The organism is Rheinheimera pacifica, assembly GCF_024809855.1.
GTDB classification, from domain to species: Bacteria; Pseudomonadota; Gammaproteobacteria; order Enterobacterales; family Alteromonadaceae; genus Alishewanella; species Alishewanella pacifica_A.
Map to the genome: position 1 here is coordinate 165,157 of NZ_JANUEM010000001.1, position 20,560 is coordinate 185,716.

At 48.2% G+C, this 20,560-nt stretch carries 21 protein-coding genes and 1 tRNA gene; 4 read left to right on the top strand and 18 right to left on the bottom strand.

Features of this window, described 5'->3' with window-relative positions:
* Positions 1-10: 10 nt before the first annotated feature.
* The 4 genes from cas8c to M2404_RS00810 form a co-directional block, all read right to left on the bottom strand.
* Complete coding sequence (gene cas8c / locus M2404_RS00795) at positions 11-1,957, bottom strand: type I-C CRISPR-associated protein Cas8c/Csd1 (protein WP_259237601.1); 1,947 nt, start codon at positions 1,955-1,957, stop codon at positions 11-13.
* Entirely contained in the window at positions 1,954-2,673 is a 720-nt protein-coding gene (gene cas5c / locus M2404_RS00800) for a type I-C CRISPR-associated protein Cas5c (RefSeq protein ID WP_259237602.1), read from the bottom strand. Before cas5c ends, cas8c begins: the two co-directional genes overlap by 4 nt.
* Positions 2,674-2,690: 17 nt before the next feature.
* Positions 2,691-5,159, bottom strand: coding sequence for a CRISPR-associated helicase Cas3' (gene cas3, locus M2404_RS00805; protein WP_259237603.1), 2,469 nt, complete (start codon positions 5,157-5,159; stop codon positions 2,691-2,693).
* Between the two features lie 103 nt (positions 5,160-5,262).
* Positions 5,263-6,090, bottom strand: coding sequence for a WYL domain-containing protein (locus M2404_RS00810; RefSeq protein WP_259237604.1), 828 nt, complete (start codon positions 6,088-6,090; stop codon positions 5,263-5,265).
* Positions 6,091-6,224: 134 nt separating this feature from the next.
* Between M2404_RS00810 and M2404_RS00815 the strand changes: the two genes are divergently transcribed.
* Positions 6,225-6,298 (top strand) — tRNA-Gly (locus tag M2404_RS00815).
* Positions 6,299-6,301: 3 nt separating this feature from the next.
* Here the strand turns inward: M2404_RS00815 and M2404_RS00820 are convergent.
* Together M2404_RS00820 and M2404_RS00825 are read right to left on the bottom strand one after the other, a co-directional pair.
* Positions 6,302-6,589, bottom strand: coding sequence for a type II toxin-antitoxin system RelE/ParE family toxin (locus tag M2404_RS00820; protein ID WP_259237605.1), 288 nt, complete (start codon positions 6,587-6,589; stop codon positions 6,302-6,304).
* A complete protein-coding gene (locus M2404_RS00825) occupies positions 6,582-6,794 on the bottom strand; it encodes a hypothetical protein (RefSeq protein ID WP_259237608.1) in 213 nt (70 codons plus the stop codon). Before M2404_RS00825 ends, M2404_RS00820 begins: the two co-directional genes overlap by 8 nt.
* A 209-nt stretch (positions 6,795-7,003) precedes the next feature.
* Between M2404_RS00825 and M2404_RS00830 the strand changes: the two genes are divergently transcribed.
* The gene (locus tag M2404_RS00830; protein ID WP_259237610.1) at positions 7,004-7,933 is read left to right on the top strand and encodes an alpha/beta fold hydrolase; all 930 of its coding nucleotides are present in this window, start codon (positions 7,004-7,006) and stop codon (positions 7,931-7,933) included.
* A 5-nt stretch (positions 7,934-7,938) separates the two neighbouring features.
* Complete coding sequence (locus tag M2404_RS00835) at positions 7,939-9,048, top strand: RNA polymerase sigma factor (RefSeq protein ID WP_259237611.1); 1,110 nt, start codon at positions 7,939-7,941, stop codon at positions 9,046-9,048.
* Between the two features lie 48 nt (positions 9,049-9,096).
* On the opposite strand, the gene M2404_RS00840 is transcribed toward M2404_RS00835, so the two are convergent.
* The 11 genes from M2404_RS00840 to xerD all read right to left on the bottom strand — a co-directional run bounded on the left by M2404_RS00840 (position 9,097) and on the right by xerD (position 19,181).
* Positions 9,097-10,044, bottom strand: coding sequence for an HAAS signaling domain-containing protein (locus M2404_RS00840; RefSeq protein WP_259237613.1), 948 nt, complete (start codon positions 10,042-10,044; stop codon positions 9,097-9,099).
* Entirely contained in the window at positions 10,044-10,391 is a 348-nt protein-coding gene (locus M2404_RS00845) for a PadR family transcriptional regulator (protein WP_215396495.1), read from the bottom strand. The genes M2404_RS00840 and M2404_RS00845 overlap by 1 nt, the downstream gene beginning before the upstream one ends.
* A 185-nt stretch (positions 10,392-10,576) precedes the next feature.
* Complete coding sequence (locus M2404_RS00850; RefSeq protein ID WP_259237616.1) at positions 10,577-11,653, bottom strand: AI-2E family transporter; 1,077 nt, start codon at positions 11,651-11,653, stop codon at positions 10,577-10,579.
* A 25-nt stretch (positions 11,654-11,678) separates the two neighbouring features.
* Positions 11,679-11,930, bottom strand: coding sequence for a hypothetical protein (locus tag M2404_RS00855; RefSeq protein WP_259237617.1), 252 nt, complete (start codon positions 11,928-11,930; stop codon positions 11,679-11,681).
* Positions 11,920-12,423, bottom strand: coding sequence for a hypothetical protein (locus M2404_RS00860; protein ID WP_259237618.1), 504 nt, complete (start codon positions 12,421-12,423; stop codon positions 11,920-11,922). The genes M2404_RS00855 and M2404_RS00860 overlap by 11 nt, the downstream gene beginning before the upstream one ends.
* A 9-nt stretch (positions 12,424-12,432) precedes the next feature.
* Positions 12,433-12,753, bottom strand: a complete 321-nt coding sequence (locus tag M2404_RS00865) for a DUF883 domain-containing protein (protein WP_259237620.1) — start codon at positions 12,751-12,753, stop codon at positions 12,433-12,435.
* 246 nt (positions 12,754-12,999) lie between these two features.
* Positions 13,000-14,520: a lysine--tRNA ligase gene (gene lysS / locus M2404_RS00870; protein ID WP_259237621.1), complete on the bottom strand. Its 1,521-nt coding sequence runs from the start codon at positions 14,518-14,520 to the stop codon at positions 13,000-13,002.
* Positions 14,521-14,563: 43 nt separating this feature from the next.
* Positions 14,564-15,662 (bottom strand): peptide chain release factor 2 gene (gene prfB / locus M2404_RS20315; protein WP_405047766.1). Its coding sequence is split into 2 segments (ribosomal slippage): positions 14,564-15,586 and positions 15,588-15,662, totalling 1,098 coding nucleotides; the frame shifts between segments, so codons are not numbered across the junction.
* A 121-nt stretch (positions 15,663-15,783) separates the two neighbouring features.
* Positions 15,784-17,520, bottom strand: a complete 1,737-nt coding sequence (gene recJ / locus M2404_RS00875; RefSeq protein WP_259237623.1) for a single-stranded-DNA-specific exonuclease RecJ — start codon at positions 17,518-17,520, stop codon at positions 15,784-15,786.
* A 10-nt stretch (positions 17,521-17,530) separates the two neighbouring features.
* Entirely contained in the window at positions 17,531-18,244 is a 714-nt protein-coding gene (dsbC, locus tag M2404_RS00880) for a bifunctional protein-disulfide isomerase/oxidoreductase DsbC (protein WP_259237624.1), read from the bottom strand.
* Positions 18,245-18,263: 19 nt separating this feature from the next.
* Positions 18,264-19,181, bottom strand: coding sequence for a site-specific tyrosine recombinase XerD (gene xerD, locus M2404_RS00885; RefSeq protein WP_259237625.1), 918 nt, complete (start codon positions 19,179-19,181; stop codon positions 18,264-18,266).
* A 132-nt stretch (positions 19,182-19,313) separates the two neighbouring features.
* Here xerD and fldB point away from each other — a divergent pair, with 132 nt between their 5' ends.
* Entirely contained in the window at positions 19,314-19,832 is a 519-nt protein-coding gene (fldB, locus tag M2404_RS00890; protein WP_259237627.1) for a flavodoxin FldB, read from the top strand.
* A gap of 10 nt (positions 19,833-19,842) precedes the next feature.
* Here the strand turns inward: fldB and M2404_RS00895 are convergent, their stop codons facing one another.
* Positions 19,843-20,553 carry a tRNA1(Val) (adenine(37)-N6)-methyltransferase gene (locus M2404_RS00895; RefSeq protein ID WP_259237628.1) on the bottom strand — a complete coding sequence of 237 codons (711 nt, stop codon included), beginning with the start codon at positions 20,551-20,553 and terminating at the stop codon, positions 19,843-19,845.
* Between the last annotated feature and the right edge of the window lie 7 nt (positions 20,554-20,560).

Here is a 20,560-nt window from a genome sequence, read left to right on the forward strand (position 1 = left end):
GTTGTTTTCCTTATTCTGCTGCATCTGCGGTGTCTGCCGCATCTTTTTTACTGTTTAGTTCTAAACGCTGGCAGTGAAAGCCCAATAAAAACTCACCGCTTAGCGCTTTGTCTGATTTAAATTCAGCAGTATCAAAAGCCGACTGAATGCTATCCAGCAAGTCTTTTCGTAACTTTAAAAAGCCGGGGCTAACATTCTGCAAGCGGTGCATATAGGGCTTTAGTGCCAACTCTAAGTTGCGCCAGGTTGAAAACGGCCTGTCGGCAAAGCGTTGCATTAAACGGTCGGCCGTGGTGTTACGCTTTTCACCCGCTTTGTAAAGCGCGTAGGATTCAATATTTTCAGCAACTGCTAATAAGCGGCCATATAAATAGTCCCGCGAAGTACTGGTTTCATCTAATGCCATGGCATAGTCCTTTTGGTATTTAATATGAGGTGTGCGTTTACAAAAGCCTTTATAGAGCGCGCAGGCAATACCAAGGTTCTGCTCCCAGCGCCATGTTTCATCGTTTTTGTAAGCTAGTCGATTAGTTGCCCTTTTAATGGCATAGGTAACAATGTCTATCGGCAGGGGCTGACCTTCAACAATGCAAGGTAGCAGACGCTCAGTAAGATTTTTCTTCAGTGAATCTGTGCTTTTTAAAACGTCGCCGTAAACTGCATCCCAAATTTTATAAGGTGCAGGGGCACTGGCAGACCATATGGTTTTCTCAACAGACTTGCTTTTACCTTCAACATTCGACGTTAGCTTATGCCGCTGTGGCCAGGCAAAATCCCGGTACCACTTTTCCAGCGAGCTTAAAAACTCTTCTGCTATCGTTTCACGATAGTAGATAATTCCCATCCGGCCGGGTGTGGCGGAATCCAGCCCTAAAATGCAAATGCTCTCGTTACGCTCCAGCTCTCCCTTACCTGTGCCTTTTAGGTGGCTTTTCAGGTCTAGCGCATAGCTTTGCCCTAGATCCAGCGAGTGATCTTTTTCGGGTAGGGCTTCAGTATTTAATAGATCCCAGGGATCTAAGAATGGATTGGGTATTGTTTTGCCCGATACCGCCCAACTGACATAAGTTTGATCGCCATTGCGAAAGCTTTGCCGTGCGAGTAACCAGCGCAATGCATTATGTGCTTTTTGGGTCACATCAAAACTAACTGCCGCAGCCTGGCCGCTGTCAGTGAATTTGCCTCTGAAGGTAAAACCACTGCTATCATTGGCAGAAATTAATTTGGCTTTATCGCCGCTGTGTCTTATTTTGGCCGGGTGATTTGATGCTAAAACAGTTTGCTCGCCCTTTACCAGACATAATCCCGGCTCACCACCATTTAAGCTGTCAAAATTAATCCAGCTTTGCTGAATGGCCGGATCAAGCCAGGTTTTTGATTGTGCAATGCCAGGCATTTCCACCGTCCAGCACACCAATGCAGAGCCTTGATCCAATGAACCAGCTTCCTTTGGCAAAACTTTGAATAACAAAGGTGCCTCTGCTGAAGATTGCCACTTTGTAAGCAAAATACCATTTTCGGCGTGCAGTACGCCATGCTGCAGCAGATCCGTTACAACCGTTTTTTTGACAACATATGAATGAATAACTTTGACTGCAGATACAGCAAACTCTGACTCGCACCAGGACCGTAGGAGCGTTTCATACAGCTCATAACCGCCTGCTTTTTTTCCGCCAAACGCGGCATAATCACCGGCGACATACTGAATTTTGTCTGCTAATGAGTGGGGTGCCAAACCACTACTTCGTCCAGCAGACTGTTCAGTAGCAGGTAGCATGATTTGCGTTTTCTCCAGAACCTCGGCTCTGAGAAAGTTGCCATCGCCATCAACAACAATATTAATATGTGCGTTCTGTACAGTGTGGCTAACCGGCATTAACTGCTGTTCCTGTGGTGAATCTGCCGAAAGCTGCTGCGCCTGCTCATAGGTTTCATATAGCCGTGCTAACCAGCTCATAATGCTGCCTCCAGCTCATCTACAGCCTGTTGATTTACATCAAGCACAAATTCCTTGGGTTGCATCTCGCGCACAAAGCGCCTGATCTGGCAATCTTCCGGGCGGGGAAAGGTAACAATGCCGTGCTTCATCGTGGCGTGCCAAAACCGGCTATGTAATTCATTAACGCCGGTTTCATCAGGATAGTCAAAGCCGTGAAACATTAAACCAAAGCCCAACTCGTCAATATTGTCGTAAGCACCGGCGCCTTCTCCAAATTCACATGACTCAACGTAGGCCTGGCAATCACGGGTACCCAAAAAGATATCCTGCCGCCCACCTTTTTCCAGCACCCGTGTCGCAATACTAAAGTGCTTGCCGTCAATTCTGTCTTGCTCAAGCTCTGGCCGGTGTTCATTCCACTCGAAATGCGCTTCAACCTGATATTCAACATCATGTAAAAAAGTGTAAATAGCCAGGCTATTGCCCCCGCCCCAGTTCAACGGCTTAGTGCCTTTTGTTTGGGTGCGAAGTGGTTTAAGCACTCTTACTCTGTCGACATACCAGATTAGCGTTGGCTTCCAGTAAATCGATTTTAGAACGCCCTTTAATGCCTCATAAGTTGGCAGATGGTAAGAGCATTTTTCACCGCCTATTTTAGTAATCGGATCGGTAAATAATGCATAGCGCCCTCGCAGACGAAAACTAATGCTATTTTTCATTGGTTTTGTCGCCATTGTTATGTCCTTTTCAATTAGAAAACAAAGTTATGCTGCTCTGCACAAGGTTCTGTACAGACACCAAAATCTTCACTGTGAAACCGCTCATCAAGGTAGTAGACCCCCTCCCCATCAGCTATCTCGTAAATAGCTTTCTGCTGCTGAAGTTTTTCCCAGACATTTGGAAAGAGATTAACGCTGTATTTCTGTGACCTGCGCAGCAATTGGTAATAATTAGCCGCATCAAATTTTTTGTTTACAGCACAAAGATCTGTTATCAGCGCTTTACCTTCACCATACGGAACTATTAGTGATTGTGTGGGAGCGTCTATCGCTTTAAAGGCTTTACCTGCTGTCATAAAAGCCTGATGCAAGGTGAGCGGTGTATTGCCATAAGGGTTTCGTGCATTAACGCTTAGCAGGTTAAGCAAATCATTAGCGCCATTTGTAGCTGTTGCTTTAAGTGGATAACTCATTTCTTTACTGCGATCAAAAAAGTAGTACTGAAAATACTGCTGCATTACTTCAGGCTTTAGGAAATCCTGCCCTTTAAACTCGTTAAATATACGCTTTGTGGTATCACGCCCTACTTTTATGTCTGGCAGTAAATCAATGGTTTCTTTGTCTGGGTTAACGACATAAACCTGTGCAGTCTGTTGCCTGCCATTTCGATTACAGCGGCCAGCGGCCTGTGCTAAAGAATCCAGCCCAGCTTGAAAACGGATAACAGACGCGAAATCCACATCGACCCCGGCCTCAATTAATTGGGTACTAAAACACAGTACCGGCAAACCGGCCTTTAAACGCTGCCGCACCTTAGCAAGTAATAGCTTACGATGTACCGGACACTGCGCAGTACTAAGATGGATTAAGGCTTCTGTATCAACTTGCTGTGTTTGTTGTGCAGATTTAAACAGCGCCTGTGCCCAATTTTTGGTATTTACGATAATCAGGCAGCTTTGTTTTAACTGCAGTTGCTCAAGCGCCAAAGCGGTGATTTCCTCTAAAGACCAGCCCGCGACTGTTGTTTTGTCCAGGATCTCTACCCGTTTTAGCTGCTGAAACAACTCGTCTATATCAGGCATAAGTTCATTGTCTGCAGGCAGGTGAAGCCTACCTTTATGTTCATTTTGGACCTGATGTAACAACGGTTGTGTTGCGGTGCAAAGCACCGCCGTTGTTTTACAATGCGCCGCCAGAAAATTAAGCGAGTTATTAAACAAATGAATGCAGTTAACTGGCAGGGTTTGGATCTCATCAAATACGATCACACTGTTGGCCAGTTGATGTAACCGCCTGACACCACGGGTACCACCGCTTAGCAAGGTTTCCAAAAACTGCACCATAGTGGTGAGCACGATAGGCGCGTCCCAGTTTTCACTCACCAACTTGCTATGCCAGGTTTGCTGCTCCGGCTCCAAATTTGAGTGATGCTCTAACACCCATGGTCTTGAGTCATCCTCACGCTGCAATACATTTCTTATCGCCTCAGCGTTTTGTTCAATAATTGAGGTGTAGGGAATAATATAAAAAATCCGGTCCAGTTGATGTTTTTTGGCGTGGTGTAAAGCAAAACGCAAGCTGGAATAGGTTTTGCCGCCACCAGTAGGAACTGTAAGGCTGTAGATACCCTGCGCATCAATAGCGCGTTTTAAGCAATTATCTGAGATTTGCTTGCGTATCTCATCAACGGTATTTCTGGTTTTAAGGGTAGTAACAAAGGTTTCAATACGTTGGCAAGCCAATGTCCAATCTGGTTTTAAATGGCGGTGCTGGCTGTAATTCGGATTTTCAAAATCAGCACTGTTTACCCTGTCCGCGTCAATAAGGCTGCTAAACAAAAACCTGGTGTAAAAACCAAGATTGAACGCTGCGACGATATCACTGCCATTAGATAAATCTGTTGATACTATTGGCTTAAATTTATTGACCATATCTTTAATAAATTCAGCTGTCGCTATAGCTTCGACCGAGCTAATAACTTCAGCGTCAACAACCTGGACACACTCCTTTAAATGAGTTTGCTCATCTGGCTTTTTTATTCTGGCAAGGAAACCCGCACCATTTTCTGAAGGCAAATTATCAATCAAGCCACTGTGGTGAGAGGCAATGCACAACGCCAAAATTTGCACTACGGCAGTAGCCAGCTTTTGATCTGTAGAATTTCTGTCAGGAAATGCTTTAAGCGCAATCGGAAGTAAATTTTGAAAAACCCACTGCGCACCGGCGGATGAATGATCAATCTTACCTTTCAGACTTTTTGAATCAACGTCATCCAGATCGGGATCATAATTAGCGCCCAATTCACGGATAATAAGCTGCATATAATCCTGGAATGCTTTGCTGTACTTACCGAAATCGTGCAAAAGTCCAATTAAAGCACCAGCCTGATCGTGGCCGATTTTTCCGGCATAGCTGGCAGCTAACACACCAACTTCCGTAAGATGCGTCTTAACACTTTGATGAACAAAACCGGTTTTAGCCGGGTGAGCTATGTATTCCATGCTAGGCTCCCTACAGTCAACATCACCACTCTACCCCCATCCCCTAAATGCACAACACTGTACAAAAACACCTGTAAACTCACTGTACGGGTATTTGATAAACTTATGATTTCTCTTCAAATAACCAGGGAGTTACCGCGTCGATATTAGTAAGCACTAGCTGCTGGGCTTCGGGGCTGATGTTAATGTCGCGGATATTTACCTGCATTTCCTGCAGTACGTACTGGGCTAAACACGCACGGGTGTGAATGTGCAGTTTACCGTGTCGCATTTGATAGTCGTGGGCCAGTACGTCTTGCTGGGCTGGCTTGAGGCGGTGGTCGGGCTGAAATTCTAAGCACAGTTGTGTATTCCAGCCTTTATCTTGCGTGGCACTGATGCTGGTTTTATTCAGTAGATCCGGCACGCCGCGAAAGCGGCTTAATACAAAGTCGCGATACTGGTTTGATTTTTCGCAAAAAGCGCGCAGGTGCCAGCGCAGGCCGGTGCTGACAAAATGATGTGGCACGATAATACGGCCCTGGCGATCGGGGTTACTTACCGAAACGTAGTCTACCTCTACCCGGCGCTGCTGACGGATGGCGCTAACCAACACGCGGATAATTTCTGCACTTACCAGGCGTTTGGGTAACGCCAGCGTGGTGTAGGGTAAAACGGTGCTAATGTCGGTAATGGCGTCCTTATGGCTTACCCAGTTTAGGTATTCCACTACATCGCCGGAAATATAAGCCTGTACAAAACTCTGTTGCGGCAAAAAACCTTTATGGCTGGCGTGGTACTGCAGGTTGTTGGGTTGCAGGCTCTGGTAACAGGCAATATCGTTTTGCGCCTGGGTGCGGCTGATGCCAAACTGTTTAATAAGATGGCTGCTGGCTATGCGCCCTTCCCACCAGGCTATCAGCTCGATAAACCACAATCTTTTGTTAAGCACTTCATCTCCCTGAAGTTTGTCGCAGGCTTAACACACCTTAACGTAACAGGTACAAATAGAAAAGTATTTTCCGGCAGTTGACGGGCACACCAGCATTACAGTAATTTAGCGACTGCTTTACACTATGATGTGCTGCGGGTGTAGTTCAATGGTAGAACGAAAGCTTCCCAAGCTTTAGACACGGGTTCGATTCCCGCCACCCGCTCCAGTTTTACGGCAGGTTTTCCCGATAAACAGTCAAAATCTCAATCTGTGTGGCTGTTACGCGGTAAACAAAGCTGTATTTTTTGTAGCAAATTTTTCTTATTTCAGAGCCATATTCCGCCATTGGTATCCCTGAATCGGGAAACTCAAGAAGCACTTTCTCTAACCACAATTCAAATTGATTTAAATACTTAATGATAAAAGCATTTGATAATCCCTGATCAGACAGGTGTGCTGCTATTTGCGCAAGGCGCTCGCTGGCTCTGGGCGAAAAAACCAGCTCAGGTTTACTCATATTTAGCGCGAATGCTGCTAAACACTTCGGTAGATTTGATTGCCTGCCCCTGCTCTAACTGGGTAACAGATTCTTTAATATCATCACCAATGCGCTTTGCCTGCACGAACTCAGCAAAAGCGCGGGCAACCGATTGTGGGTTGTCGCCAAATGCTTGCTTTAGATCTGCTTCCAGAACAGGGTTATCTATCTGAATATTTAACATTTGAATACTCCGCTTTGGTTTACCGCCAGCATACTGCCTATAACAATATAGCTCAACTGATGCCCGCTACTTCCCAAGCTTTAGACACGGGTTCGATTCCCGCCACCCGCTCCAGTTTCCCCGCAAAAAATATTTTTCACATTTTTTGTCACAGCAAATTGTGCTGGCGGTACTTAGTAATGTTACTCAACACTTACTAAGGAATTTTTATGCACAACAATATGAAAACCAGCACGCCAAATAACAACAAGAAACAAAAAACCGGTTTCTGGACTCACTTTGCTATTTCATTAACTATTGTCGGCGGTATGCTGGCAGCCAACTTTAGCAGCAAAGCTGCTGAAAGCTTTAATGTTGAGGTGATTGGCAGCGGTAAACCGGTACTGATGATACCGGGGTTGATGTCTCACCGTGAAGTGTGGCAGCCAACCGCTGAAGCTCTGGCCGGACAGTATCAGTTGCATTTAATCAGCATTGCTGGTTTTGCCGGTACAACTGCCATTGATGGTGACTTACTGCCCACCGTAAAACACGAATTACTGCAGTATATTGCCCAACAGCAACTGACAAAGCCCGCTATTGTTGGCCATAGTTTAGGTGCTTTTATGGCGTTTTATCTGGCCAGCAGTGCTCCCGACAGCATCGGTACTATCATCGCGGTAGACGGGCTGCCGTATCTGGCTCCGGTATTCAGCCGCGATAGCAGTACAACAGTAGCGCAAGTAACACCACAGGCAGAGTATTTCAGAACCTTGTATCAGGGAATGAACTCAGCACAGCTTGCTAATATGGCAACTCAGAGTGTACAAATTCAGGCGACGTCAGAGTTACATCAACAGCAGGTTATTGCTATGGCTGCAGCATCAGATGCCCGCAGTGTAGGCCAGGCCGTGTATGAACTGCTAACCACAGATCTGCGCCCGCAAGTGCATCACATTAAAAGCAAAGTCCTGTTGATTGGTGCCGGTGGCTCTATGCGTAGTGAAGCAGAACTCACAGCTGCCAATGCTTTGTATCAACAGCAAATTGCTACTATTGCCAATGCCACACTTGAGTTTAACCGTGAAGCGCGGCATTTTGTTATGCTGGATCAGCCAGACTGGCTAACCCGGCGTATTACAGAGGCTTTAAAGGACTAAACAGCATGAGCATTTCAACTACAGAACAACAGCTTATTCCTGATCTTACTGCAGCACAGTTAGGGGATATCAGTGCCTTTGAGCGCCTGATAGCGCAGTGCCAGCGTAGTGTTAGCAGTATAGCGCTGGCCATTGTTAAAGATTTAGATGCCAGCGAAGATATTACCCAGCAGGTGTTTATTCATATCTGGCAGCAGTTAACTGCGCTGCAAAACCCGGCCAGCTTTTTGCCGTGGGTACGCCAGATCACCCGCTACCGCGCCTTTAACTACCTGCGTGACAATAAGTTAACCAGCCAGTTAAGGGGCGATGAAGCCGATAGCGTGCTGGCAGAATTTGCCAGCGATACTGAACTGAGCGATGATTTAACCAAAGCGCAACAGAACCGCATAATGGCAGATTTTATCAGCCAGTTACCTGAAGATAGCCGCGAGATTGTACTGCTATTTTACCGTGAAGAGCAAAATAGCCAGCAGGTGGCAGAGCTGTTGGGGTTAAGCGAAAGTAATGTACGTAAAAAACTGCAACGGGTGCGTGAACGGCTAAAAGAGCAACTGCTGGCCAAATATGGCAGGCTTATTCTTACCACCGCCCCCGGCCTGGGGTTAACCGCAGCTATTTGCAGCACACTCACTCTGGCAAGCCCGCCGCTAGCCGCCGCTACTGTAACAACAGCTGCCAGCCACAGCAGCGGCTTTGGCAAAATAGCTATGTTGCTAGGTGGCGCTATGCTGGGTGCTATAGCGGGTGTAGTGGGGGTTATTGCCGGTATGCACCAGCCAATAAAACGTGCCAGCAGTACTGAGCAAAAACAGCTGTTAATTAAGCTGCGTAACCAAACCATTGCCTGGGTGCTGTGTTGCGGCCTGTTGCTAACAGCGGGTTATGAGCTAACCCGCGGCGCTTGGGGGCCAATAACAGCTTTTGCCGTTTTTATAGCAGGCTTGCTATGGTTTAACGTTAAAGTGTGGCAACTGCTGGCACCGCAACTAAAGCAAAAAGGCCATGCGGCGTATCGGAAAAACCAGCTATGGTGCGCTTTTGGCATGCTGGCGGGCTGTGGCGCTGGTTTTGCCGGTTTAATTATCGGACTGCTAAATAGTGGCCGCCTGTAGTACAAAAGTTGGCGGCCACAGTATTACTGACAAGGTATTACTGCCTTGTTAATGGCGGGATAGCCATAACCGGCGACTATCGCGTAGTACTTCATAAGCCGGGAAACAGGCTGTAATAACCAAGCCCCAGATCATGGCACCTTGTAATTGCTCCAAAGCAAAGACGCCGGGCCAGTTCTGGGCATTAATCTGTAAAAGCGGTCCATTGGCTGCCAGATAAAGCAATATAATAACCAGTGCACTGTTTAACAGAACATTAAAGCACTGCATACGACGACTCCATAACCGTAGTTTCAGTTGCGTGATATTAAGCGCAATACCAGCCAGTAACAGTGGGCTGCACCATAGTAAAAATTGCCGCACTGGTTCAGCCAACGTAATACTTCTTTGTGCCAGCTCTTCGGGGGACTGCCATAACGGATACCAGATCACTACCAGCAAAAAAGCATAGGTTGCCAGATCAGTAAAAATATCCTGTAGTGAAATATGCTGCCAGCTGTGCCCCGCAGCCGGTAAGTGCTGCGGCTGCCAGTTATCGTTTTGCGAAGTAATGGCCTTAGCGGTATCCGCTGACATCAGCGCAAAAGTAATAGTAATGGCAGTAAAAGCAAAGCAACCATCTTTAATAAAACCGCTGGCGACACTTTTAATGTACAACAACAAGCCAAAATCACCTGCCAGCCAGGCACTGGTACTGCCAACTACCTGCAGCACAAATAAAATGCCAAGTACCATAAGCAAGGTGTACTGATATACTGGCATATAGTGCAAGCTAATCAGCGGCTGCGGCGGTACAAACTGCTGCGCTACTGTGCGCGGGTGGCCCATTTGCTTTAATACTGCGGCAATATCAGTGTCAGCCAGCTCGCCTCGCTGCTCAGACAACATATCCAGTTGATCCATAATATTGGCGTTTAACTCGCGGCCAATTTCGTCGCGCTTTGCCTCGGGTAATTCGCGCTGCACCGCAGCGATATAACGTTTAACCAGTTCCATTATTTCGTCTCCTGTGATGCTGTGCCCAGCAAATTGCTCAGAGAATTATTAAGTTGCTGCCACTCGTCCGTTAGCTGGCTAAGCAATTGTGTGCCCAGCTCTGACAATTGATAGTAGCGCCGCTCACGCCCCTCCCCTTGCTGCCATTCGCTGTCCAGCAGGCCTTGCTCGGCCAGACGGCGAATTAGCGGGTATAAGGTGCCTTCGTCAATATCAATGCCGCCATCCTGCAGTTGCTTACGCAACGAATAGCCATAATGCGGCTGCTTTAATGATGCCAGTACCGCCAGCACCAGCACGCCACGGCGCAGTTCCAGCCGCATTTTATCCAGTTGTGCAGTTGTCATAACTTTTGCTTCCTATACTGTGCAACACATACTGTGTGGCGCACAGTAAAATACTAGGCGGTACACAGTATAAACGCAAGTAGTTGGCATAAATAAAATTGAACAAAAAATAAGCTAAATATTTTCAGCCAGTTAGAGAGGTTAGTAACAGGAGGGCTAAGTTAAAGTGGCATATGGCCGAGGTGTCAGCTGGCTGTTTTATCGTCCAGCAGTATTAACCAGTTTGGCGCTATGTTCAGATGGCCGGCAATAATTTTCAGGCATACCAGTAGCGGAATGGCGATTAATACCCCTACTGCGCCCCAGATCCAGCCCCAGATAAACATCCAGATCACTACCAGTAGCGGGTTCATATTAAAACGCTTACCCAGCACTAACGGCGTAATAAGCTGTGATTCAATGATATTTAGCAGCAAAAATACGCCCGGCAACAGCAGCACCTGGCTTAGTTGCTGGTATTCAATAAAACCAACACCGGTGAGCAATATGGTTAACAAGAAGGGACCAAGATAAGGCGCATAATTAAGAATAGTGGCCAATGCGCCCCACAGCAGAGGATCGGGCACATCTAACAGATAAAATACTAATGCCGTGGTTAACCCCAACAGAATGTTAATGGCGCTGACTACCAGCACATAGCGCGAGATATCATCACGGATGGTATGAAACATCGACAGCAGGTTTTTCTTGGCGTTAAGCGAAGGCCGCGCCCGCACCATATTGCGTAGCAGCGTATCACCAAAAACCAGAAAGAAATAAGTTAGCATCAAAATGGCAGCCAGCTGGAACAGCATCATTGCTGTTGTCTCTGCCATTATTGACAATACCGGCAGCAAACCTGAACCCATCGCATTTTTTAAAGACTCTTTAGACGAGCCGCCCGGCAACACATTCTCTTTTAGCATATCTAAAGAATCGGTGATGCCTTCAACGTGTTCGGCAAGCTTGGTACCAAGCAGTGGCAAGCGTTGCAGCCATTGCGCTGCCGGTTCGTATAATAAACTGATGCTGTATCCCAGCAGCATTACCAGTAACATCATTACCAGAGCTGCTGACAGAGGCTTGGGTACTTTACATTTATTGCTTAAGGTACGTACAACCGGGCTGGCAAATAATGCCACCAGGCCAGCCAGTAGCAAAGGCAATATAAGGCTGCGGCAAAAGTAAAAGGTATAGGCGAGCGCCAATGCAGCTAACAGCTTCATTGCATTGGTAGAGGCGTAATGCCGCAACCGGGTGGGGCTTAACGGCGGTTCAGCCATACAGTGCTACTAACATACAGTGCTGCTAAAGCCACTTTGTTATCCAGCGAAAGCCAACAACACTGCGCAGTAGTTTTACCGCACTGTTATGCCGTAGCTGAAATAAACAACCAACGCTAAAGCTAAGCATTAAGCCAGGCGCCGAACCAATAAAAGATTTAGCCCGCTGGCCAAGCAACCAGTTTTCAGCCAACAACAGCTTTTGTTGCTGCCGCCCTTGCTCTGCCAGAGCGGCTACTTTCTGCCGCTGCTCTACCAGTAACTGATCAATCAGCATTATTGCCTTCCTCTTCAGCTGCAAAAAATAGACGGCGTATTTGTTGCCAGGTATGTGCAAAGCCTACCTGCAACAACACATGGCCCAAACTGCGCCAACACCAGAACAACAGCGCAAACTGCAACAACAGTAACGCTGCTGCGGTAATAAACACTGAACTGGTAAGCTGCAACAACATATACCCCAGTAACAGCAAAATGCTACCCCAGAGTAAAATCATGCCAGCACCAAAGCACACCACCAGTGCTGCAGCAACAGTGAGACTGCGCGCAGTTAGCTGCCATTCTGCTTTAGCCGTTTTACCGGCCAGCTTTACCTGGCCAATATAACGCTGCTTCACCGACAAACTCAGGGCTGCCATTTCTGCCAGTTGGTCTAATGTTTGTTCGGCCAGTGGCTTTTGCGGTTTAGCCGGCTCTGATATGGCCTGCTGTTGCTCAGCAGCGTGGCCTGGCGCCACTGAAGGCGCCCCGGAAGCTTCGCGGCTTTGCATGCGGCAACCTTAAGAGCGACGCAGCAAAGCTGTAACCAGCATACCGGCAACAAAAGCAATACCAGCTGTTGCTAATGGGTTTTGCGCCGCCAACTGATGTGTTTTGCTGTAAGTACTTTGTAGTTGCTGTTTAATTTCTTCCTGCTTATGCGCCAGAGTTTCCTGCGAGCTGGCTGCGGTTTTACGCAATGTATCTTCTGCCGCTGCGGCTTTTACTGCCATGGCATCAACTGCGTGATGCGCGGCTTCACTGGCTTTGGTTGTTACCGGTGAATTTAAACCACTGTTAGTACCAGTAGCCTGAGCTGTAGCGCTTTGTGAAGTAGCCATAATATGTCTCCTTGGTTAACACGAGAAAAGCAGCAAAATGCTGCAATATGCCAATAAGGTAAATGCAATGGCCATACCAGTATAGAATAAAATAATTAAAACAGACGCTTATTAAACTTTTATTGTTTTTTCAGCGCGGTAAAACAACTGTATAAACTGTAGAAGTTACCCACTATCAGTAATCTTTACCGGGTGTCAGAATGCAAAAAGCCAGGCTTCAGCCTGGCTTTTCATCAGTTGCAAGAGTTACTTGTCGTGGTGCAAACGCATATGCGGGAACAGGATAACGTCGCGGATTGAGGCGGCGTCGGCCAGTAACATTACCAGACGGTCGATACCAATGCCCTGGCCTGCTGTTGGTGGCAAGCCGTGCTCTAATGCCGTTACAAAGTCATCATCGTAGAACATGGCTTCATCATCACCGGCGTCTTTTTGTGCTACCTGCTCGCGGAAGCGCTCGGCCTGATCTTCAGCGTCGTTAAGCTCGCTAAAGCCGTTACCCAGCTCGCGGCCGCCGATAAAAAATTCAAAGCGGTCGGTAATGTCCGGGTTGTGGTCGTTACGGCGCGCCAGTGGTGACACTTCTGCCGGGTACTCAGTAATAAAGGTTGGGTGACGCAGCTTGGTTTCTACCAGCTCGTCAAACACTTCCATTAACAGGCGGCCATGGCCGTAGTTGTCTTTTACTTCAATGTGCAATGTTTTACACAGTGCCGCTACCGACTCACGCGTGGCTAACTGCTCTTTGCTGATCTCCGGGTTGTAATGCAAAATGGATTCCGTTACCGACATACGCGCAAACGGCTTGCCAAAGTCGAATACTTCGCCCTGATACGGCACTTCAGTGCTGCCCAGCACATGCTGCGCCAAACCACGGAATAACTTTTCGGTTAAGTCCATCAGGTCGTTGTAATCGGCGTAAGCCCAGTAGAATTCCAGCATGGTAAATTCCGGGTTGTGGCGGGTTGATACGCCCTCATTACGGAAGTTACGGTTAAGCTCGAACACTTTTTCAAAGCCACCAACCACTAAACGCTTTAAATACAGCTCAGGCGCGATACGTAAAAACATCTGCATATCCAGCGCATTATGGTGCGTTTCAAACGGCCGCGCTGAGGCACCGCCAGGGATCGCCTGCAGCATAGGCGTTTCTACTTCTAAAAAGCCTTCTTCGCTGAAGAATTTACGGATGTAAGCCACAGTTTTGCTGCGCACTAAAAAGGTGTGACGGGATTGCTCGTTTGAGATAAGGTCTAAATAACGCTGGCGGTAACGCGCTTCGTTATCGGTTAAGCCGTGGAATTTATCCGGCAGCGGGCGCAGCGCTTTGGTTAATAAGCGGATTTCAGTCGCCCATACCGTCAGCTCGCCGGTCTGGGTTTTAAATAAGTGGCCTTTAACGCCTAAGATATCGCCTAAGTCCCACTTTTTAAACTGCTCGTTGTACAGGCCTTCTGGCAGGCTGTCGCGTGCAACGTACACCTGGAACTTGCCGCCCATATCCTGCAGTGTAGTAAAGCTGGCTTTACCCATAATGCGGCGCGTCATCATCCGGCCGCCCAGGCTTACTTCAATTTTCTGCGCTTCTAACTCTTCTTTGCTTAAATCGTTGTACTTTGCCAGCACTTCGTCAGAGATATGCGCACGGCGAAAGTCGTTCGGAAACATAAAGCCGTCTTCGCGTAATTGCGCCAGCTTGTGTTTTCGCTCAGCAATCAGTTTATTTACGTCCTGAATTTCTTCTTGTGGTTGCTGTTGGTCAGACATAGTGTGTTTCCTGATTGAGGTCGAAGTTTTAGTTAAGTAACAATTACAGCCCGGCTTTTAAGCTGGCTTCAATAAATTTGTCCAGATCGCCGTCTAACACCGACTGGGTGTTACGGGTTTCGATACCGGTACGTAAATCTTTAATGCGCGAGTCATCCAACACGTAAGAGCGAATTTGGCTGCCCCAGCCTATATCCGACTTGGTATCTTCCAGCGCTTGCTTCTCGGCATTTTGCTTTTGCAGCTCGAACTCGTATAACTTGGCACGCAGTTGCTTGTAGGCGTTGTCGCGGTTTTTATGTTGCGAGCGGTCGTTCTGACACTGCACCACAATATTGGTGGGCAAGTGGGTAATACGCACGGCTGAATCGGTACGGTTTACGTGCTGACCACCGGCACCCGAGGCGCGGTAGGTATCAATGCGTAAATCGGCCGGGTTGATATCAATTTCGATATCGTCGTCAATTTCGGGCGAAACAAACACCGAAGCAAACGAGGTATGGCGGCGGTTACCAGAATCGAACGGGCTTTTACGTACTAAGCGGTGCACGCCGGTTTCAGTACGCAACCAGCCGTAGGCGTATTCGCCGCTAAATTTAATGGTGCAGCCTTTAATACCGGCTACATCGCCGTCGGTTACTTCGTAAAGTTCCGGTTTAAAGCCTTTATCTTCGCCCCAACGCAGATACATACGCATTAACATGCTGGCCCAGTCTTGCGCTTCGGTGCCGCCCGAGCCGGATTGAATGTCCAGGTAGCAGTCGTTTTGGTCATGTTTGCCGGAGAACATCCGGCGAAATTCCAGCAGGCTCAGCTGTTTGTCTAATTCGGCCAGTTCGGTTTTGGCTTCTTCGAAGGTGTCTTCGTCTTCTGCCTCTACTGCCAGCTCAACTAAGCCTTCTACGTCTTCCAGGCCACGATCCAGCCTGTCAATGGTGCCAACTACCTGCTCCAGTGCAGACCGCTCTTTACCCAGCGCCTGGGCTTTGTCCGGCGTATTCCAGATTGCCGAATCTTCCAGCTCGCGTGATACTTCTTCTAAGCGTTCTTTTTTGCCATCGTAGTCAAAGATACCCCCGAAGCACGTTAGTGCGTTCAGTAAGATCTTTAATGCTGTTGTACACCGGATTAACTTCAAACATGCTGTTAGCCGTAACCTTGAATATAGGGAGAAAAAACAGGCGGGGATTGTAGCAAATTTATCGCAGGCCGTGCAGCCATCTGTGGCATAAATATTGGCAGGCTTAATGCCTGCCACTATCTTTACAGCGCCAGCATATGCCGCACTAACAGCTGCAGGTTTTGTTTATCGCGGTATTCGTTAATATCCAGCTGATATGCCAGCTGTACTTTTTGCACGTTAACATCCGGCCAGGCTTTGTTGTCGGCATTAAACCAGATGGCATCAACAAGCTTGCCATCAGCGGTTTGCAGCATCATTTTTAAATGCCTGTCAGCCAGCATTTTTTGGCTAATCAGGTTAAATTCACCATCAAATACCGGCTCAGGAAACGCCTGGCCCCAGGGGCCGGCATTTTGCAGCAACCGGGCAAAACCAATATCAAAACACTCTGCCGGCAATTCACCATCGCTGTAAAGCACTGCGGTAAGCTGCTCCGCCGTTAAGTGTTTTTTTGCCGTTAGGCTAAGCGCCAGTTTAAAGGTATCTAAGCGGTCTGCGCTGATAGTTAACCCTGCCGCCATAGCATGGCCACCGAATTTTTTAATTAAGCCCGGGTACTGGCTGGAAATTTCTTCCAGCAAATCACGGATATGCAAACCCTGTATCGAGCGTGCCGAGCCTTTAAGCTCGCCCTCATCACCCTGGGCAAACACGATCGTTGGCCGGTGAAACTGCTCTTTAATACGCCCGGCTAAAATACCAATCACGCCCTGGTGCCAGTCGTGCCGGTATAAGCACAAAGCCTCAGGCAGTTCGGTGCCATCAAATGACAACTGGCTTAAAAACGCCTGCGCTTCTGTCTGCATACTTTGCTCTATCGCCCGGCGTTCTACGTTTAAGCTGTCAAGCTCGGCAGCATACTGGCGGGCTAAGCCCAAATCATTTGCCAGCAGGCAGCTTATGCCCAGCGACATATCGTCCAGCCGGCCGGCGGCGTTTAAACGTGGTGCTAAGGCAAAACCAAAGTCGCTGGCGGTCAGTTTAACCGCATTACGGTTGGCAACATCAATTAACGCCTGAATACCGGGGCGGCATTTGCCGCTGCGAATACGCATTAAGCCCTGATGCACCAAAATGCGGTTGTTACTGTCCAGCGGCACCACATCGGCCACTGTGCCCAGCGCCACTAAATCCAGTAACTCTGCTACGTTAGGCTCGGCCAGTTGCCGCTGCGTAAAATAGTGTTGTTCGCGCAGTGCAGCACGTAATGCCAACAGCAGATAAAATGCCACCCCAACCCCCGCCAATGCTTTGCTAGGGAAACTGCAGCCTGGCTGATTCGGGTTTACAATAGCATCGGCATTGGGTAATTCGTTGCCAGCCAGGTGATGATCGGTTACCAGTACTTTAACACCGGCTTTTTTCGCCAGTGCAATACCTTCAATAGCCGAGATACCGTTATCAACGGTGATAATAAGCTCAGCGCCCTGCGCTACGGCAAGCTCGGCCATTTCAGGGCTTAAACCATAACCGTACTCAAAACGGTTAGGCACCAGATACTCCACCAATTTAAACCCCAGCGCTTTTAATCCGCTTAGCAATACTGCTGTGCTGGTAGCGCCATCGGCATCAAAATCACCAACAATGACAATATGTTGCTGCTGTTGCAGAGCATTAATTAATAACGCGGTGGCGACATCTATGCCTTTTAGCTGCTGAAACGGCAATAAACGCCCGGCGCCACGCTCAAGTTCACCGGCGTTTTTCACCCCGCGACAGGCATAAAGCCTTTTGAGTACAGGATGGGTATTATGCGGCAAGTCAGGTAACGCGCCGGGTAACTCCCGGCGCTGGATAATACGGGTTACTACAGACATAGGCGGTTTGTTATTCCGCCTGCAGTTGGGCTAACAGTGCCTGAGCAGGCTGATAGCCCGGGATTAAACGCCCGTTTGGCATAATAATGGCCGGTGTACCGCTAATACCAAACGACTGACCCATTTCATATTGCGCTTTAACCGGGTTATTACACATTGCAGGCTTAACATCTTTGCCATTTTTTGCAGCGTCCATCGCGCCCCGGCTGTCTTTTGTACACCAGATGTGCTGCATTTGCAGATAGGTTTCAGATGCCAGGCCGCCACGCGGAAATGCCATATAACGTACGGTAATACCGGCGTCGTTATAGTCTTTCATTTCGTTGTGTAATTTGCGGCAATAACCACAGGTAGGGTCGGTAAATACGTTAATAACGTATTTTTCGTTTTTGGCTTTGTATTCGATAGTGCCTCTTTTATTTGCCGCAACCTGTTGCTGAATATAAGGCCGCATTTGTTCGTCGTTAACCAGCACTTTGTCGGTTAGGTCATAAATATTGCCTTCAATAAAGTACCGGCCATCTTTTGAGGTAAAAAACAGGCCCCGGTTGGTAAATACCTGCAACACCCCATCCAGCGGTGCCTCAGAAATGGCATTTACTGATAAATTCAGCACAGCAAACTGCTGCTTAATCTGGTTATGCTGCGCATCAATGTCGGTGCTTTGCGCACTGGCTGCTGCGATAAATCCAAGGCTACATAACGCTGATACAAACTTTTTCATACTGTTTCCTGTTTTGCGCTTAAGGGCGCGGATGATGTTGCTGATGCAGGCTTTGTAACCGCGCCTGCGCGACATGGGTATAAATTTGTGTGGTAGATAAGTCGCTGTGGCCCAGCAACATTTGTACTACACGCAAATCGGCGCCATGGTTCAGTAAATGGGTGGCAAAAGCGTGGCGCAATGTATGCGGCGACAGCTCTGCCTGAATGTGCGCTACTTTGGCATAAAACTTAATACGGTGCCAGAAGGTTTGCCGTGTCATCTGCTGCGCACGGTTACTTGGAAACACCACATCCAGCATTTGTCCGCCAAGTAACTGTACCCTCGCCTCGCGTAAATAACGTGTCAGCCAGTGTGCCGCTTCTTCGCCCATGGGCACCAGCCGTTCTTTCTGGCCTTTACCCATTACCCTTACCAGACCGTGCTGCAGGTTAAGTTGTTGCATCGACAAGCCAACTAATTCAGACACCCGTAAACCGCTGGCGTACAAAAGCTCTAGCATGGCTTTATCACGAAACTGTATCGGGTCATTCACGTCAGGCGCGCTCAGTAAAGCTTCAACATCTTGCTCAGATAATGTTTTAGGCAAGCTACGGCCTACTTTGGGGTTTAATAACTGACTGAGCGGGTTGTCGGCTATTTTGCCACTTTGGTGTGCATAAGCGTAAAAGCGGCGCAAACTGCTAAGTGCGCGTGAGGTGCTGCGCGGGCTGTATTGTTTGTCGTAACGCTGCGCCAGATAACGGTTTACCAACAGGCTGTCGGTACTGAGTAAATGTTGCTGTTGCCCGGCAACAAAGGCAGCAAACTTTTTTAAATCGGTGCCGTAAGCGCTAAGTGTATGCTCACTTACGCCTTTATCCAGCCACAGCTGGTCAAGAAACTGACTGATCAGCTGCAGATCTGTTGCATCAGGTTGTACTGCTGTTGTTGCCATCGCTGCCTACTCTGAAAACTCAGGCTATGTTAGCGCATGGCGGCTTAGCCGCAAAGCCGGGATTTTGAAGGTAGCGTGATTCTGTTACACTGCGCGTCTTGATTGCTGGCGCTATGGTGTAATAACACAGATATGAAAATCGGTTTATTTTACGGCTCAACCACCTGCTATACCGAAATGGTAGCGGAGAAAATTCAGGCTTTAATTGGCGCCGACACAGTAGAGCTGCACAATATCAAGCAAGTGCCACTAAGCCAAATGGCTGGCTACGATATTCTGATACTTGGCCTGTCGACCTGGGATTTCGGTGAAATTCAAGAAGATTGGGAAGCACACTGGGATGACATTAGCGGCGTAGATTTAAACGGCAAAATTGTTGCCATTTATGGTATGGGCGATCAACTCGGTTATGCAGAGTGGTTTATTGATGCCGTGGGTATGCTACACGACGCCATAGCACCGCAAAACCCGAGGCGCATTGGTTACTGGCCTGCCGCAGGTTACGACTTTATTGCCTCCAAAGCGCTTACTGCAAACGGCGAGCTGTTTTATGGCCTGGCACTGGACGATGAAAACCAGTACGACTTAACCGACGAGCGCTTAAACGACTGGGTAAGCCAGATTTTGCAGGAAATTGCCAGCCAGCTGTAAATACGCCTGACTAAAACTTCAGATAAAAATCTTGTAATAACGCCTTGTACTGTGCGTTGTAGCTACCATCGGCCTGATGAATACTCAGGCTGCTGTATTCAGTATCTGCCGGATACCGGCTTAAACATAACAATAGCCGCAGCACAGCTTTAGTGTCGCTGCTGCGCACTGCACAATATTGCACGACAAACCAGCCTTGCGCCTGTGCCAGCGTTAACAGGCTTTGCGCGCTGTCAGGCGGTAATATCAGTGCAAAAACTCCTTCGCTGTGTAATAGCTCAGCGGCTTTTTGCAGCAGAGCAGCAAAGGGCAAGCTGTCGGTGTGGCGTGCCTGCGTGCGCCGCTGATCAGGCGATAACAGCGATTGTTGAAAAAACGGCGGGTTAGATACAATTAAGCGGTAACGTTTGCCACTGCTATAGGTTAGAATGTCGCCCTTTATCAGCCGTATCGCGTTTGGCCATGGACTGCTTGCCACATTCGCAGCCGCTTGTTCTGCCGCAGCAGGATCCAGCTCTATCGCGTCTATCGCATTGGCACCCGCTGTACGCTGCGCTAACATCAGGCTTATCAGGCCAGAGCCGGCACCAATATCGAGAATATCGCCACCCGGTGGCGGTAGTGGTGCAAAAGCGCCAAGCAATAAACCGTCAGTGCCGACTTTCATCGCGCATTGATCATGAGCAACATAGAATTTTTTACATTGAAATCCGGCTGACATCAGCACC

What these genes read in the sequence shown, in the direction of transcription:
- recJ (WP_259237623.1), bottom strand. Translation starts at nt 17,520, where the DNA reads ATGTCTGTAGTAACCCGTATTATCCAGCGCCGGGAGTTACCCGGCGCG.
- M2404_RS00840 (WP_259237613.1), bottom strand. Translation starts at nt 10,044, where the DNA reads ATGGAACTGGTTAAACGTTATATCGCTGCGGTGCAGCGCGAATTACCC.
- M2404_RS00825 (WP_259237608.1), bottom strand. Translation starts at nt 6,794, where the DNA reads ATGTTAAATATTCAGATAGATAACCCTGTTCTGGAAGCAGATCTAAAG.
- M2404_RS00855 (WP_259237617.1), bottom strand. Translation starts at nt 11,930, where the DNA reads ATGCTGATTGATCAGTTACTGGTAGAGCAGCGGCAGAAAGTAGCCGCT.
- fldB (WP_259237627.1), top strand. Translation starts at nt 19,314, where the DNA reads ATGAAAATCGGTTTATTTTACGGCTCAACCACCTGCTATACCGAAATG.
- dsbC (WP_259237624.1), bottom strand. Translation starts at nt 18,244, where the DNA reads ATGAAAAAGTTTGTATCAGCGTTATGTAGCCTTGGATTTATCGCAGCA.
- M2404_RS00860 (WP_259237618.1), bottom strand. Translation starts at nt 12,423, where the DNA reads ATGCAAAGCCGCGAAGCTTCCGGGGCGCCTTCAGTGGCGCCAGGCCAC.
- M2404_RS00895 (WP_259237628.1), bottom strand. Translation starts at nt 20,553, where the DNA reads ATGTCAGCCGGATTTCAATGTAAAAAATTCTATGTTGCTCATGATCAA.
- M2404_RS00850 (WP_259237616.1), bottom strand. Translation starts at nt 11,653, where the DNA reads ATGGCTGAACCGCCGTTAAGCCCCACCCGGTTGCGGCATTACGCCTCT.
- cas3 (WP_259237603.1), bottom strand. Translation starts at nt 5,159, where the DNA reads ATGGAATACATAGCTCACCCGGCTAAAACCGGTTTTGTTCATCAAAGT.
- M2404_RS00865 (WP_259237620.1), bottom strand. Translation starts at nt 12,753, where the DNA reads ATGGCTACTTCACAAAGCGCTACAGCTCAGGCTACTGGTACTAACAGT.
- M2404_RS00835 (WP_259237611.1), top strand. Translation starts at nt 7,939, where the DNA reads ATGAGCATTTCAACTACAGAACAACAGCTTATTCCTGATCTTACTGCA.
- M2404_RS00845 (WP_215396495.1), bottom strand. Translation starts at nt 10,391, where the DNA reads ATGACAACTGCACAACTGGATAAAATGCGGCTGGAACTGCGCCGTGGC.
- lysS (WP_259237621.1), bottom strand. Translation starts at nt 14,520, where the DNA reads ATGTCTGACCAACAGCAACCACAAGAAGAAATTCAGGACGTAAATAAA.
- cas8c (WP_259237601.1), bottom strand. Translation starts at nt 1,957, where the DNA reads ATGAGCTGGTTAGCACGGCTATATGAAACCTATGAGCAGGCGCAGCAG.
- xerD (WP_259237625.1), bottom strand. Translation starts at nt 19,181, where the DNA reads ATGGCAACAACAGCAGTACAACCTGATGCAACAGATCTGCAGCTGATC.
- cas5c (WP_259237602.1), bottom strand. Translation starts at nt 2,673, where the DNA reads ATGGCGACAAAACCAATGAAAAATAGCATTAGTTTTCGTCTGCGAGGG.
- M2404_RS00820 (WP_259237605.1), bottom strand. Translation starts at nt 6,589, where the DNA reads ATGAGTAAACCTGAGCTGGTTTTTTCGCCCAGAGCCAGCGAGCGCCTT.
- M2404_RS00830 (WP_259237610.1), top strand. Translation starts at nt 7,004, where the DNA reads ATGCACAACAATATGAAAACCAGCACGCCAAATAACAACAAGAAACAA.